A 13,722-nucleotide genomic window follows, 5' to 3' on the forward strand; every position below is an offset into this window, starting at 1 on the left:
CCCGTCCCCCTCGCGACTCGCCCCGAGCTGTCGGCCCCCTCGGCCACACCGACACGGGCACACGTTCGAGCAGGAGGCCGCGCCGCCCGACCACCCACCGCCCGAACGCGACCGACAGCCGCTAGCCTCGCGCGCCGTGACCGACGCGCCCCGAACCACCGTGCTCGACCTCGTCGCCGACCCCGGGCTGCCGACCGAGCTCGCCCACCGGCTCGTCCGCGACCTGCCCGCCGCGCTCGGGGAGCACGACGACGCCCGCTGGGAGGTCCGTCTCGCCGACGAGCCGATCGTCCTGGACGAGCGCGGCGCGCTGCCCGCTCTCGACATCGGCGACCGGGTGCGCGAGCAGGACGGCGCCGACGCCGTCGTGCTGCTCACCGACCTGCCGCGCCGCTCCGGGGCGGATCCGGTCGTCGCCGACGGCGGGACCGGGCACCGGGTGGGCCTGGTGTCGCTGCCCGCGCTGGGCGCGATCAACCAGTACCGGCGGTGCCGCGACACGGTGGTCCGTCTCGTGACCGGGCACCTGGTGCCCCCCGACCGCGCGGGCGCCGAGGAGGGCGGGGCGCCGGACGCCGGTCGTGCGGGACCGCTGACCCGGATCGACTCGGGGACCCGCGCCGGGACCGACGGCGACCACGGCGACCAGGACCGCGATCAGGAGCGCGACCGCGATCGGGACGACCGGGCGGACGGCGACGCCGCCCGGCGCGGGCCCGCGGACGACTCCGATGCCGGCAGCGGCGGGGTGGAGGACGACATCGACGTCCGCCTCGCGCTGACCGGGCTCCGCGGGCGGGTGCGGCTGCTGGCCGGGATGGTCCGCGCGAACCGTCCGTGGCGGCTGGTACCGAGCCTGTCCCCCGCCATCGCCGCGGCAGCGGCCGGGGCCGCGTTCGGGATCTTCTACTCCAACATCTGGCAGCTGGCGACCGCGCTCGGGACCGCCCGGCAGGTGACGGTCATGCTGATCGCCCTGGTCGGGATGACCGCGTGGCTGATCCTCGACAACCGGCTGTGGGAGTCGCGACGGCACCGCTCGCTGCGCGAGGAGATGCTGCTGTCGAACCTCTCGACGGTGATCACCGTGGCGTGCGGGGTGCTGACGATGTTCGCGCTGCTGTTCGTCCTGGCCCTGGTCGCGGCGGTCCTCGTCATCCCGCCGGACTACCTGTCCTCGACGCTGATGCGCGAGTCCGGGCCGGACGACTGGATCATGATCGCCTGGTTGTCGACGTCCATGGGGACGGTCGCCGGGGCACTGGGTTCCGGGTTCGCCGACGACGGCGCGGTCCGCCAGGCCGCGTACAGCCGCCGGGAGCAGGAGCGGCGGGCACGGCTGGACCGGGCCGACGACGGTGACCGCGGCAGGGACACCCCGGCCTGACCGACACCGGCTCCGCCCGGCGCCGGCAGCGGTCGTGACGGCCGGACCGGCGGCGCAGCGGGCCGCGGTGCGGTGCGGTGAGCCCGGAACCGGCGTGGATCCGGCGGGTCAGCCCTCGACGAGGGCGTTCCGCAGAACGCGCAGCGCCGCGGCGTCCCGCGCCTGCCCGTCCGCGGCGGCGTCGAGCCGGGCGACCAGGTCCGCAGGCAGGTCGAGCACGATCCGGACCGGCGCCACGTCCGACTCCGCGCTCGGGGTACCGGTGTCGTCGCCCCCGGTGCCGTCGGAGCCCGCCACCGCGGCAGTGGGTGCCGCCGCCGCCCCGTCGGCCCGCGCACCGGCCGACGCGGTGCCGGCGGTCGCGGCCCCCGTGGTCGTGTTCCCGGCGGATGCGGGCCCGGACGACACCGACCCGGTGGCGGCCCCGGTGGAGCCAAGCTGAGTCCCGGTGGCGGCGGGCCCGGTGGCGGCGGGCTCGGTGGGCGCGGGGTCGGTGGCGGCGGGGTCGTGCCCCCGGCCGCGCAGGACCAGGGCCAGTACCGGCAGGGCGATGGTGCCGAGCGCGTCGACGATCCCCGCGACGCCGAACCAGCGCCAGTACCACTCGCTGTCGCCGACCTCGCCGTCGGTGATCACCGGCAGCGCCAGCATCGTCGCGACGACGGCGATCGCGGCCAGGGTCAGCCCGAGTCCTGCGCGGATCACGGTGCGGCGCCGCTCGGCGAGGAGCAGCAGCAGGTTCGCGTGCGCCAGGCTGATCGCGACGATCGTCGCGACCAGCAGGGTCTTCAGCACCGACCCGTCGCCGTCGCCCTCGACGAGCTCGTCGCCGCCCCAGACCAGCCACAGCGCGGCCACCGCGGCGACGACGCTCGCCGCCAGACCGGCGAACCCGAGGGCCCGCACGGCGCGGGTGACGACGGCGAGATGGCAGAGCGCCGAGGTTCCGAACGCGGCGACGACCAGGGTGGTCGCGACGATCCGTGCCTGCAGGTCGCCGAAGCCGCCGCCGAGCAGGGCGACGATCCCGCAGAGCGAGGCGACGAGCAGCGAGGCGACCACCGCGACGATCATCGCGCGGCGGGCCCCGCGGACCGGGGAGGCAGCTGGTGCGGTCATGCCGGCGAGGCTAGGGCCATCCGGTGCGGTCGGGCCTCCGTAGGGCTACGGCATCCCGGCGAGCAGGGTCGCGACGCCCTCCCGGTGCTGGGCGACGGCGTCGTCGACCCGCCCGCGCCGGGCCCGGCCCGCCGCCCGGGTGGAGACGAGTACGGCCAAGGTCCGCCCGTCCGGACCCGCGATCTCGACGCGGCCGAGGTCGTGGCCGGTGAGCAGGTCCATGGCGCGGGCCAGCGCGTCGGGCGGGAGCGGCGCGTGGACGTGCAGCCGGGCCCGGGCGCGGCACAGCCGGTCGGGGCTCCACGGGCCCGTGTCGGCGACGCCACGGTAGAGCTCGTCGAGCCGCGGGTCGCCGCCCGGCAGCCGGACCCGGACGTCGCGATGGGTCTGGTTCAGCACCGCGTCGACGATCTCCACCAGCTCCCACCCGTGCGCGTCCGCGTCGACGGTGGCGAGCACGTCCGGAAGCGCGCCGGGCAGCGGTGCGCCGCGCACGCCGGGGTCGGGGACGAGCGCGGCGATCCGGATGCGTTCGCCGTCCTTGCCACCGCCGACGGCGTCGTGGTCCTCCGGGCGGCCACCCCAGTCGGGGCCGTCGTGCCAGGCCACCGCGGCCGGTTCGTGGACGAGCAGCGCACCGTTGTTCCAGGCCCGGTAGGCCAGGTCCCAGTCCTCGCCGCCGTAGCCGACGTAGCGCTCGTCGAAGCCGCCGAGGTCGTCGAACAGGCTGCGGTGCAGGGCGAGCACGGCGCTGATGACCAGCTGCCAGTCCGTGCCCGACGCGTCGAGCAGGTCGCGGGTGCGGCGGTAGCCGTCGGCGAGCCAGGCCGGGTCGGGCAGCTGCGGCGCGCCGGCCGGGTCGTCGCCCGGGGCGGTGCCGGACAGGTCCGCGTGCCGGCGACGCCCGACGGCGAGCACGTCCGGGCAGGCCGCGATCCGCGCGGTGAGCGCTGCGACGAAGCCGGGCCCGGGGACGGTGTCGGCGTCGAGGAACACCAGGACGTCACCCTCGACCTGCGCGGCGCCGCGGTTGCGCGCGGCGGCGGCGCGGAACCCGCGGTCGTCCTGGGTCACCACCCGCACCGGGACCGGCCCCGCGAGCGCGGCCGGGTCGGGCGGCTCCGGGGACCCGTCGTCGGCGACGACCACCGACACCGGCGGTCGGGTCTGCGTCTGCAGCGCGGCGACGGTGCGGGCCAGCTGCGCGGGCTGGCGGTAGTGGCACACCACCACCCCCACCGACGGCGGCGGCCCGGTGTGCGGCGCGAGCAGGTCCCAGCGGTTCCCCGGCACGCTCACCGGCCGACCATCCTCCGGTAGAGGGCGGCGTGCCCGGCTCCGGCGTCCGGCCAGTCCGGGACCGGGCCGCGGGTCGCGCCGGACCGGGTCAGGGCGTCGGCGACGAGGGCGTCCCGGCGGGCGTCGTCGTCGTAGAGCGCCACCGCGCCCGGAGCGGCGGCGTCGACCTCGTGGGCGTAGGCACCGGCCGCGGCCAGCGGGTAGCGGCCGTGGGCCAGCCACGCCAGCAGCGAACCGCTGGCACTGACGGTGCGGCTCGGCGCGACCGGGACGGTGACCGCCGCCGCCGCCGCGGCGAGCGCCGCCGGCTCCAGGTGTCCGGTGAGGATCCAGTCCACCCCACGCGACCGGGCGTACCCGGCGAGGGACCGGGCGAGCTCGTCGTGCCCGTCGGACACCGCCCCCGCGGCGACGACCGCGGGCCGGTCCGGGTGCGCCGCCGCCGCGTCGATCACGGCCTCGTGCCCCTTGCCGGGATAGACGAACCCGAGCACGCCGAGCGTGGGGCGCCCCGCCCAGCCCGGCGCCTGCTCGGCCGGCACGACGACCGGCAGCGGCAGCGGCAGGGTCACCGGGTCGGCCGCGCCGAGCGCGCGAGCCTTGTCGGCCTCGTGCCCCGCGGACACGACGACCGCGTCGGCGACGGCGACCACGCGCCGGTAGCCGGCGGACCGGCGGACGTCGCGGGCCGGGTCGGGGTCGGCGCCGGGCAGGTCGTGCAGGGTCACGACGAGCGGTCGTGGCAGGACCTCCGCCTGCTCGACGAAGGCGTCGGCGGCCGCGGCGACCCCGGCACCCCACAGTGCGTCGGTGAACTGGGCGTGGGTGAGGTCGGCCTGGCCGGAACCGACCGGGACCACGCCGTCGGCGACCACCGCGGCGGCGACGGCGGCGGCGTGCCGGACCACGCCGTGCCCGGACGCCCCGGGTGCGACGACCCGCACGGTGACGGTCACCGCGCCACCCCGGCCAGGACGCGGCGGTACTCGCGGGCGTGGGCGTCGGCGACCTCGGCGCGGCGCCGTTCCCGGTCGCCGGGGTCGGCCCGCCAGGTCGGACGGGTCCGGTGCGCCAGTGCGACGGCGGCGCCGAGCGAGGCGCGGTCGGGTCCGTCGTCGGTGAGGGTGTAGGTCAGGCAGGGCGCCTGCTCCCGGAAGTGTCCGACGTCGGGCACCAGCGCGGTCGTGCCGAGGTCGTGACAGGCCTCCAGCCAGCCGGAATGGGTCCCCCACCGGTACGGGAGCACCGACACGTCGAGCTCCTGGAGGTAGGTGTGGAGGGCGTCGTCGTCGAACGGGGGGTGCACCCGCAGCTCGAGGCGGGGCTCGTCGCGCAGGGCGTGCGCCACGGCGCGGCCACGCGCGTCGTCGTGCGCGTCGACCCGCAGCCGGACGTCGGGCGGGGCGGTCGCGGCGAGCGCACGGGCCACCCCGACCGGGTCGGCGTTGGTGCGGTGGCTCTTGGCGTGCAGGCCGACGACGAACCCGTCGGCGCGGCGGGGCCGGGGACGGCGCAGCCACTCCGGCCCGACGACGGCCGGGTGCCCCAGCACCAGCGCCTCGCGTCCCCAGCGTTCCCGGATCCGCGCGGCGGCCCCCGGGGTCAGCGTGACGAGCCCGGCGGCGGCCGGTACCAGCACGTCGAGGGCTGCGGCGTGCGGCGCGGGGTCGGCGTGGTGCGGGTTGCGCAGGTCGTGCACGGTCAGCACCAGCGGGACACCCGTCTCCCCCAGTGCCGCGACGAGTGCGCGCAGCTGGTCGGGGGTGCGGTCGTCGAAGCCGAAGTGGACGTGCAGCAGGTCGACGTCCGCGGCGTGCGCACGCAGGTGGTCGGCGTCGAGCCACGGCGAGGGCCACCACACCCCCGGACGCGCGCCCGGGACCGGCGGGTCCGGGAGCCGGGCCACCTCGGGGTGGCGCAGCGATGCCACGTAGGGATGGGCGGTGGGCACGGACGCCACGCGCACGCGACGGCTCCTCTCCTCGGGTCCCCCGGGATGCCCGTCCGGGCGCGGATCAACCGCACGGGCCACGATGACCGGGTGACCGATCCGCGCCGCCGCCACTACGGCGTCCTCTACGGCCTCGAGGCGCCGCCGCCGGGACCGCTCGCCCTGGTGTGGGGCAACTGCCAGGCCGAGTCGGTCCGGGTGCTGCTCGCCGGCGTCGACGGCCTGCCGGTCACCCCCGTGCGCATCCCGCCGGTGCACGAGCTCACCGCCGACGACCTGCCCCACCTGCGCCGGCTGCTGTCCCGGACCCGGCTGCTGGCGTCCCAGCCGGTCCGCGACGACTACCGCGACCTGCCCCTGGGCACCGCCCAGGTCGCCGCCGGGCTGGCGCCGGGGGCGGTCGTCGTCCGCTGGCCGGTGATCCGCCATCCCGCGCTGCACCCGTGGTCGGCGATCGTGCGCCACGCGTCCGACCCGGCCGCCGCCCCGCCGGGGGTGCCCTACCACGACCTGCGGGCCCTCGCGGCCGCCGCGGGACGCGAGCCGGGGCCGCCGCCGACGCCGGAGGCGCTGCGCGAGGTGGGCCGCCGCGGGATCGCCGAGCTCGCCCGGCGGGAGGCCCGCGACACCGACGCCGGGGTGTCCGACGCGATCGCCGGGTTCGGCGCGGCGGCCGCACACACCCTCAACCACCCCGGCAACGGGGTGCTGATGCTGCTCGCCGGGCGGATCCTCGACGCCGCCGGGATGCCGGGCGTCGTGTGTGACCCCGGACGCACCCTGCTCGGCGGGATCCGGTCCCCGTTGCGCGCCGACGTCGTCGACGCCCTCGGGCTGGACACGCCGCCGCGCCCGCACTGGTGCGTCTCCGACCGGGCGATCGGCGAGGACGAGGTCGCCGCCGCGCAACGGGACTGGTACGCCACGCACCCCGGATGGGTGGACGCCGGGCTGGCCCGGCACGCCGACACGCTGGAGCTGCTGGGGCTGTAGCCGGGCCGGGGGCCCAAGGTCGAGTTGTGGGGGGGGCCGGTGCACCGCATGATCGGTGGAACGTCCGGGTTCAGCCGCCAGCTCGCACGGTTCCGCCCCACGAGCCTCGGAGCGTGTCGACCCATGACCCCGCCCGCCTTCCACCGGTGACCGCCCGGATCGCGCTCATCGCCTCCGCCCGCTACCCGATCCGTGAACCGTTCCCGGGAGGGCTCGAGGCGCACACCGCCGGGCTCGCGTCCCGGCTGCGACGCCGCGGTCACGACGTGACCGTCTTCGGCGCGCCCGGTTCCGACCCCGGACTGCGGGTGCGGGAGATGGCGGTGCTGCCTCCCATCTCGCGTGCCGCCCGCAGCGACGTCGGCATGCCGCCGGAGTGGTTCCTCGCCGAGCACCACTCCTACCTGGAGCTGCTGCTGGCGCTCTCGCGCGAACGCGGCCGCTACGACGTGGTGCACAACAACTCCCTGCACTACCTGCCGCTGGCGCTGGCCGACACGCTCGACGCCCCCGTCCTGACCACGCTGCACACGCCGCCGACGCCGTGGATGGAGTCCGCGGTGCGGCTCGGCGACCCGCAGCGGCTGCGGTTCGCCGCGGTCAGCGCGCACACCGCCCGCGCCTGGGCGCCGACCGGTGCCCGAGCGACGGTGGTCCGCAACGGGGTCGACACCGCGGCCTGGGAGTACGGGCCGGGCGGTGGGGTCCCGGTGTGGTCGGGCCGCGTCGTCCCGGAGAAGGGCCCGGTGGAGGCGATCCGGGCGGCGCGGCTGGCCGGGACCGGGCTGCGCCTGGCCGGGCCGTGCCCGGACCGGGCGTTCTTCGACTCCTGCGTCGCCCCGCTGCTCGGTGACGGCGTCGACTACCTCGGCCACCTCGACCACCGGGCGCTGGCCCGCCTGGTCGGGGACGCGACCGTCGCCGTCGTGTCGCCGTGCTGGGACGAGCCCTACGGCCTGGTCGTCGCCGAGGCGCTGGCGTGCGGCACCCCGATCGCCGGGTTCGCCCGGGGTGCGCTGCCGGAGATCGTCGATCCGCTCAGCGGGGTGCTGGCCGAGCCCGGCGACGTCGAGGCGCTGGCCGAGGCGATCCGCGCGGCATCGCTGCTCTCGCGCACCGACGCCCGCAGGCACGCCGAGGCGACCTGCTCGGCCGAGGTGATGATCGACGGTTACGAGCGGCTCTACCGGGCCCTGGCCGCGGTATGACCGGCGGCACCGGCCCGGGCGCCACGTCCGGCACGATCGTCTACTACGTGCACCACCACGGCAGCGGGCACGCCCACCGCGCCGCCGCGATCGCCGCGCACTGCCGCACCCCGGTCGTCGGGGTCGGGTCCCGGCCCGCCCCGCGCGGCTGGCCCGGCGCCTGGCACGAGCTGCCCCTGGACACCGGCGGCGGCGACACCGCCGGTGGTGACACGGCCGACACCGCCGACGTGACCGCGGGCGGGACGCTGCACTGGGTGCCCCGCCACCACGACGGTCTGCGCGCCCGGACCGCCGCGGTCTCGGCGCTGCTCGCCGCGGGCCCGGCCCGGCTGCTCGTCGCCGACGTGTCGGTGGAGATCGCGCTGCTGGCCCGGCTGCACGGAGTGCCGGTCGCCGTCGTCGCGCAGCCCGGGGAACGGCTGGACCGGGCGCACCGCACCGTCTACGACCTGGCGGAGGTCCTGCTCGCGCCGTGGCCCGCCGATCCGCCGCGGCCGTGGCGCCCGGAGCTGACCGGCCGGACGGTGCACCTGGGCGGCCTGTCCCGCTACGACGACCGCACCGCCCGCCCGGGTCCGGGCCGTCGCCGGGTACTGGTCCTGACCGGCAGCGGCGACGGGGGCGCCGACCCGGCCGCGCTCGCCGCCGCGGCGTCCGCCACCCCGGACTGGACCTGGCGGGTCGCCGGCGGCCTGACCGGCGCGCTGCGCGACGCCCCGCCGAACCTCGCCTGCGCCGGGTGGACGGGTGAGGTGTGGGCCGAACTGCAGGACGCCGACGTCGTCGTCGGGCACGCCGGGCAGAACGTCGTCGCCGAGATCGCCGCCGCCCGCCGCGCCGCCGTCATCGTCCCGGCCGAGCGTCCCTACGGCGAGCAGGTCGCCACCGGCGCGGTGTTGCGGGCAGCCGGTCTCGCGACGGTCCGCGACCGCTGGCCCGCTCCGGCCGACTGGCCCGGGGTGCTCGACGAGGCGGTGTCCCGCGGCGGGGCGGGCTGGTCGCGCTGGTCCGACGGGCGGGCCGCGGAACGCGCGGCCGCGGTGCTCGACGGGATCGCCGCGTGAGCGCGCCCGGAGCGCGGGTCGCCGTGGTCACCGTGGTCCGCGGCCGCGCCGGCCACCTCGCCCGCCAGCGCCGGGTGCTCGCCGCGGGACCGGCGGTGACCCACGTCGTCGTCGGAATGGGGGCGGAGCCCGCCACCGCCGGTGCGGGCCCGCCGACCCGGGTGCTCACCGTGCCCGCGCCGGGGCCGTTGCCGCTGGCGGCGGCGCGCAACGCCGGGGCGGGCGCCGCGCTCGCCGGCGGGGCGACGCTGCTGGTGTTCCTCGACGTCGACTGCCTGCCCGGGGACGGCCTGGTCGACGGCTACCTCCGCGCCGCGGCACGACGCCCGGACGCACTGCTGTGCGGGCCGGTCACCTACCTGCCGGCGGGGGTGCTGCCGGAACGGGACCTGTACCGTCACACCGACCCGCACCCGGCGCGCCCGGCGCCGGCCGACGGGGCGCTGGTCGCCGAGCCGCGCCGGGAGCTGTTCTGGTCGCTGTCGTTCGCCGTCACCGCCGACGCGTGGCGGGCCGGCGGCGGGTTCTGCGAGGACTACGCCGGCTACGGCGGCGAGGACACCGACTTCGCGCTCTCCTGCGGGCTGGACCTGGTGTGGGTGGGCGGGGCGCACGCGTACCACCAGCACCATCCGCCGGCCCGGACCGACCCGGCCCGGATCGCCGAGATCGTCGGCAACGCCCGACTGTTCCACGACCGCTGGGGGTGGTGGCCCATGGCGGGCTGGCTGCGCGAGCTGCACGCGACGGGCGCAGTGGAGTTCGACCCGGTGTGTGACGTGTTGCGGGTCGGGTGAGACCGGCCGGAGCGACGTCCGGGCGAGCGGCAGCGGCCGACCGTCTCAGCGCGGGGTCACTCCGGGCCCTGGGAGCGCAGCTCCTCCACCCGCCCCATCGCCTCGCGCAGCTCGGTCAGCCACTCGTCGGCGTGCCGTCCGACCAGCCGCACCGACCAGGCCAGCGCGTCCGACCGGGACCGGGCCACACCGGCGTCGACGAGGGTGTCGAGCACCGCCCGCTCGGGCTGGCGCAGCCGGGTCATCACCGGCACCGAGATCGTCGTGAACAGCTCGCGCGTCCCGCCGATCCGTGCGCCCCAGGCGACCTTGCGCCGGTAGCGGCTCTCGGCCTCGCGGGCGATCTCGATCCGCCGGTCCCGGGTCTCCTCGCGGAACCGCGAGATCCGCCCGGTCTCGGCGGCCGCGGCGTCGGCCCGTCCCGCATCGGTGTCGGGGTGGTCGCCGCCCGGCGGGGGCAGCTCCCCCACCACGACGATCTCGTCCCGGTCGACCGTCACCTCCGGCGCGCCGGTGAACCACCCGTCGGGCAGCCGTCCGGTGAACCACGCCGCGGCGTCGTCGGCCGGGGGGAGGTCGGCCTGCTGCCAGCCGCCCCGTCCGCGTCCTCGTCCTGTCATCGCGCACCTCCCGCATCGATGATTACAGGATTACACCGTAATGAGTTGGGACGCCAGCAGGACGGCGCCGAGGGTCACTATCGCGGCGCCCGCGACCCGGGACACGACGCGCGCCGCGGCGGGCCGCGCGGCCAGGACCGTGCGGGCGCCGACGCCCACGCCGGTGTAGACGAGGGCACAACCCAGCACGTGCACCAGGCCGAGCAGGAGGATCTGCCCGCCGACGGGGACCGCGGCGGCCGGGTCGGTGAACTGCGGCAGCAGCGCCAGGAACAGCAGCAGCGCCTTCGGGTTGAGCCCGCTGACCCCGGCGCCGCGGACCAGGTCGCCCAGCCCGGACCCGCCGCCGTCCACGGCCGCGGCGGCGGGGCCGGCCGGGCGGAGCAGCGTCGTCGCGCCGAGCACCAGCAGGTAGGCGGCACCGACGGCGGTCAGCACGGTGAGGACCTCCGGCCGGCGCGCGACGACCGCCGCGATCCCGGCCGCGACGAGCGCGGCGAGCGCCAGGTGCCCGCTGAGCAGACCCGCCAGCGACGGCAGCACCGTCCGCCCGCGCAGCCCCGCGCGGATCATGTACGCCCAGTCCGCACCGGGTGTCAGGACCAGCAGCAACGACAGGCCGGAGAACCCCAGCACGCTTCCGATCGGCATGCCCCGACGCTAGGCGGGATGCGCCGACACGTGTTTCCGATGTTCCCACCACACGCCCCAGCGGGTGCAAGAATCTTCACCGTGGACGCGATCGACCGGAAGATTCTTGCCGAGCTGCAGGCCGACGGCCGTCTGACCGTCACCGAGCTGGCCGAACGGGTGCGGCTGTCGGTGTCGCCGTGCCACCGCAGGCTGCGCGCCCTGGAGTCCTCCGGGGCGATCGCGGGCTACCGCGCCCACCTCGACGCGCACCGGCTCGGCCTGGGCTTCGACGCGCTGGTGTTCGTGACCATGCACGAGGCCGTGCAGGACACGGTGCAGGCGTTCGAGTCGGCCGTCGAGGACATCGAGCAGGTCGTCGCCGCCCAGCGGCTCTTCGGCGACCCGGACTACCTGCTGCGGATCATCACCCGGGACCTGCCCGCGTTCCAGCGGCTCTACGACGAGCGCCTCACCACCCTGCCCGGCGTGCAGCGGCTGTCCTCGACGCTGGTCATGAAGGACGTCGTCGCCGACCGGGGGCTGCCGCTGGAGCACGGGCTCGCCCCCGGCCGGGCCGGGTGAGACGCTGGCGCCCGACCAGCTGAGAAGGGCCGATCATGACGAGCACGATGCAGAAGACGCTCCACCACTGGGTCGCGGGAGCGCGGGTCGAGGGCACCTCCGGGCGGACGTCCGAGGTCACCGACCCGGCCACCGGCGAGGTCACCGCGCACCTGCCCCTCGCGAGCGCCGACGAGGCCGCCGCGGTGATCGCCGCCGCGAAGGCCGCGTTCCCGGCCTGGCGCGACACCTCGCTCACCACGCGCACCCGGATCCTGTTCCGCTTCCGCGAGCTGCTCGACGCCCGCGCCCCGGAGCTGGCCGCGCTGATCACCGCCGAGCACGGCAAGGTGCTCTCCGACGCCGCGGGCGAGGTCGCGCGCGGCCAGGAGGTCGTCGAGTTCGCCTGCGGGATACCGCACCTGCTCAAGGGCTCGGCGACCGAGAACGCCTCCACCGGCGTCGACGTGCACTCGGTCCGCCAGCCGCTGGGCGTCGTCGGGATCATCAGCCCGTTCAACTTCCCGGCGATGGTCCCGATGTGGTTCTTCCCGGTCGCGATCGCCACCGGCAACACCGTGGTGCTCAAGCCCTCGGAGAAGGTGCCCTCCGCCGCGCTCTGGATCGCCGAGCTGTGGTCCGAGGCCGGCCTGCCCGACGGCGTGTTCAACGTCCTCAACGGGGACAGGACCGCCGTCGACGCGCTCCTGACCAGCCCGGACGTCAAGTCCATCAGCTTCGTCGGCTCCACCCCGATCGCCCGCTACGTCTACGAGACCGGCACCGCGCACGGCAAGCGCGTCCAGGCGCTCGGCGGGGCGAAGAACCACATGGTCGTGCTGCCCGACGCCGACCTCGACCTCGCCGCCGACCAGGCGGTCAACGCCGGGTTCGGCTCGGCGGGCGAGCGCTGCATGGCCGTCTCCGCGCTCGTGGCCGTCGGCGACATCGCCGACACCCTGGTCTCGAAGATCGCCGACCGGGCCCGCGCCCTGCGCACCGGCGACGGCCGCCGCTCCTGCGACATGGGCCCGCTGGTCACGCGGGCCGCCCAGGAGCGGGTGTCGGGCTACATCGACGCCGGCGAGTCCGAGGGCGCCACCGTCGTCGTCGACGGCAGGCAGGGCGAGTTCGACGCCGACGGGCCCGGCTTCTTCGTCGGCCCCACCCTGCTCGACCACGTCGGCACCGACATGACCGTCTACACCGACGAGATCTTCGGCCCGGTGCTGTCGGTGGTGCGCGTCGAGACCTACGCGCGCGCCGTGGAGCTGATCAACGCCAACCCCTACGGCAACGGCACCGCGATCTTCACCAACGACGGCGGCGCCGCCCGCCGCTTCCAGAACGAGGTCGAGGTCGGCATGATCGGCATCAACGTGCCGGTGCCCGTGCCGATGGCCTACTACAGCTTCGGCGGCTGGAAGAACTCGCTGTTCGGCGACACCCACGCGCACGGCACCGAGGGCGTGCACTTCTTCACCCGGGGCAAGGTCGTCACCACCCGCTGGCTCGACCCGAGCCACGCCGGGCTGAACCTCGGCTTCCCGACCAACACCTGAGGTCACCCGGCGCCGGTGCACCCGGACACCGTCCGCGGCCGTCCGTCCGGCACACCGACGCACAGCACGATCGCGGGCAGCCGCGGGCGTTCGCCGGAGCAGCTCGGGGCAGGGTTCCGCGGCCGACCCGCCCCGTCCGCGGCGCCCGACCACGCGGTCCGGGGCCGCACGTGTGAGCGCGGCCGCCGGAGGTACCCCTTCCGCATGACCTCCTTCCTGGGACGACTGGTGGACCGGCTGCGCGGACGCGGCCCGGCCGAGGACGTCGAGCCCGACCCGAACCTGGCCAACTCCCGCGAGACCGGCGGCCTGCCCCGGGAGGACGGCGACTCGGCGTCCACCACCGGCACCGGCGCGTCGGGCGAGTTCGTGGGCCGCGTCGCCGGGCGCGACGAGGGCTACGCGGGCCGGACCGGAGCCGAGGCCCGCGCGGAGGCGCTCGCCGAGGAACACCGCGAGGACGAGGCCCGCTGACCGGTCGCCCGGCCCCGGGACCGGACCCGGGACCGGACCCGGGGGCGGTGC

14 protein-coding genes are annotated in these 13,722 nt (G+C 76.9%); 8 read left to right on the forward strand and 6 right to left on the reverse strand.

Translation table 11 applies throughout. From position 1 onward, the window contains the following. Window positions 1-136 precede the first annotated feature (136 nt). The gene (locus ATL51_RS05835; protein WP_208622926.1) at window positions 137-1,387 is read left to right on the forward strand and encodes a hypothetical protein; all 1,251 of its coding nucleotides are present in this window, start codon (window positions 137-139) and stop codon (window positions 1,385-1,387) included. A gap of 108 nt (window positions 1,388-1,495) precedes the next feature. Here the strand turns inward: ATL51_RS05835 and ATL51_RS05840 are convergent, their stop codons facing one another. From ATL51_RS05840 to ATL51_RS05850, 4 genes are read right to left on the reverse strand one after another with little or no spacing between them, the layout of a single operon-like run. After that, a complete protein-coding gene (locus ATL51_RS05840) occupies window positions 1,496-2,506 on the reverse strand; it encodes a hypothetical protein (protein ID WP_157818234.1) in 1,011 nt (336 codons plus the stop codon). A gap of 45 nt (window positions 2,507-2,551) precedes the next feature. Beyond that, window positions 2,552-3,805: a glycosyltransferase family 2 protein gene (locus ATL51_RS05845; protein WP_167409966.1), complete on the reverse strand. Its 1,254-nt coding sequence runs from the start codon at window positions 3,803-3,805 to the stop codon at window positions 2,552-2,554. After that, window positions 3,802-4,761, reverse strand: coding sequence for a hypothetical protein (locus ATL51_RS28610; RefSeq protein ID WP_167409967.1), 960 nt, complete (start codon window positions 4,759-4,761; stop codon window positions 3,802-3,804). The genes ATL51_RS05845 and ATL51_RS28610 overlap by 4 nt, the downstream gene beginning before the upstream one ends. Continuing rightward, window positions 4,758-5,771 carry a glycosyltransferase family protein gene (locus ATL51_RS05850; protein ID WP_100877928.1) on the reverse strand — a complete coding sequence of 338 codons (1,014 nt, stop codon included), beginning with the start codon at window positions 5,769-5,771 and terminating at the stop codon, window positions 4,758-4,760. The genes ATL51_RS28610 and ATL51_RS05850 overlap by 4 nt, the downstream gene beginning before the upstream one ends. A 75-nt stretch (window positions 5,772-5,846) precedes the next feature. Here ATL51_RS05850 and ATL51_RS05855 point away from each other — a divergent pair, with 75 nt between their 5' ends. The 4 genes from ATL51_RS05855 to ATL51_RS05870 all read left to right on the forward strand — a co-directional run bounded on the left by ATL51_RS05855 (window position 5,847) and on the right by ATL51_RS05870 (window position 9,821). Further along, the gene (locus ATL51_RS05855; protein WP_157818235.1) at window positions 5,847-6,749 is read left to right on the forward strand and encodes a WcbI family polysaccharide biosynthesis putative acetyltransferase; all 903 of its coding nucleotides are present in this window, start codon (window positions 5,847-5,849) and stop codon (window positions 6,747-6,749) included. A 113-nt stretch (window positions 6,750-6,862) separates the two neighbouring features. Continuing rightward, the gene (locus ATL51_RS05860; RefSeq protein ID WP_253069355.1) at window positions 6,863-7,957 is read left to right on the forward strand and encodes a glycosyltransferase; all 1,095 of its coding nucleotides are present in this window, start codon (window positions 6,863-6,865) and stop codon (window positions 7,955-7,957) included. Continuing rightward, window positions 7,954-9,024 (forward strand): glycosyltransferase, encoded by a 1,071-nt coding sequence (locus tag ATL51_RS05865; protein ID WP_100877931.1) that lies wholly within the window; start codon window positions 7,954-7,956, stop codon window positions 9,022-9,024. Before ATL51_RS05860 ends, ATL51_RS05865 begins: the two co-directional genes overlap by 4 nt. Beyond that, entirely contained in the window at window positions 9,021-9,821 is an 801-nt protein-coding gene (locus tag ATL51_RS05870; RefSeq protein ID WP_100877932.1) for a glycosyltransferase family 2 protein, read from the forward strand. Before ATL51_RS05865 ends, ATL51_RS05870 begins: the two co-directional genes overlap by 4 nt. Before the next feature lie 56 nt (window positions 9,822-9,877). Here ATL51_RS05870 and ATL51_RS05875 read toward each other — a convergent pair whose 3' ends face one another. Both ATL51_RS05875 and ATL51_RS05880 read right to left on the reverse strand, forming a co-directional pair. Then, window positions 9,878-10,441, reverse strand: coding sequence for a hypothetical protein (locus ATL51_RS05875; RefSeq protein ID WP_100877933.1), 564 nt, complete (start codon window positions 10,439-10,441; stop codon window positions 9,878-9,880). Window positions 10,442-10,471: 30 nt separating this feature from the next. Next, on the reverse strand, window positions 10,472-11,092 hold the full coding sequence (locus tag ATL51_RS05880; RefSeq protein ID WP_100877934.1) for a LysE family translocator: 621 nt from the start codon (window positions 11,090-11,092) through the stop codon (window positions 10,472-10,474). 81 nt (window positions 11,093-11,173) lie between these two features. Here ATL51_RS05880 and ATL51_RS05885 point away from each other — a divergent pair, with 81 nt between their 5' ends. The 3 genes from ATL51_RS05885 to ATL51_RS28010 all read left to right on the forward strand — a co-directional run bounded on the left by ATL51_RS05885 (window position 11,174) and on the right by ATL51_RS28010 (window position 13,671). Then, window positions 11,174-11,656, forward strand: coding sequence for an Lrp/AsnC family transcriptional regulator (locus ATL51_RS05885; protein WP_100877935.1), 483 nt, complete (start codon window positions 11,174-11,176; stop codon window positions 11,654-11,656). 35 nt (window positions 11,657-11,691) lie between these two features. Beyond that, window positions 11,692-13,197, forward strand: a complete 1,506-nt coding sequence (locus ATL51_RS05890) for a CoA-acylating methylmalonate-semialdehyde dehydrogenase (RefSeq protein ID WP_100877936.1) — start codon at window positions 11,692-11,694, stop codon at window positions 13,195-13,197. A 204-nt stretch (window positions 13,198-13,401) separates the two neighbouring features. Beyond that, entirely contained in the window at window positions 13,402-13,671 is a 270-nt protein-coding gene (locus tag ATL51_RS28010) for a hypothetical protein (protein ID WP_157818236.1), read from the forward strand. Window positions 13,672-13,722: the final 51 nt, after the last annotated feature.

Origin of the sequence: Pseudonocardia alni, assembly GCF_002813375.1 — a bacterium.
Classification (GTDB): Bacteria; Actinomycetota; Actinomycetes; order Mycobacteriales; family Pseudonocardiaceae; genus Pseudonocardia; species Pseudonocardia alni.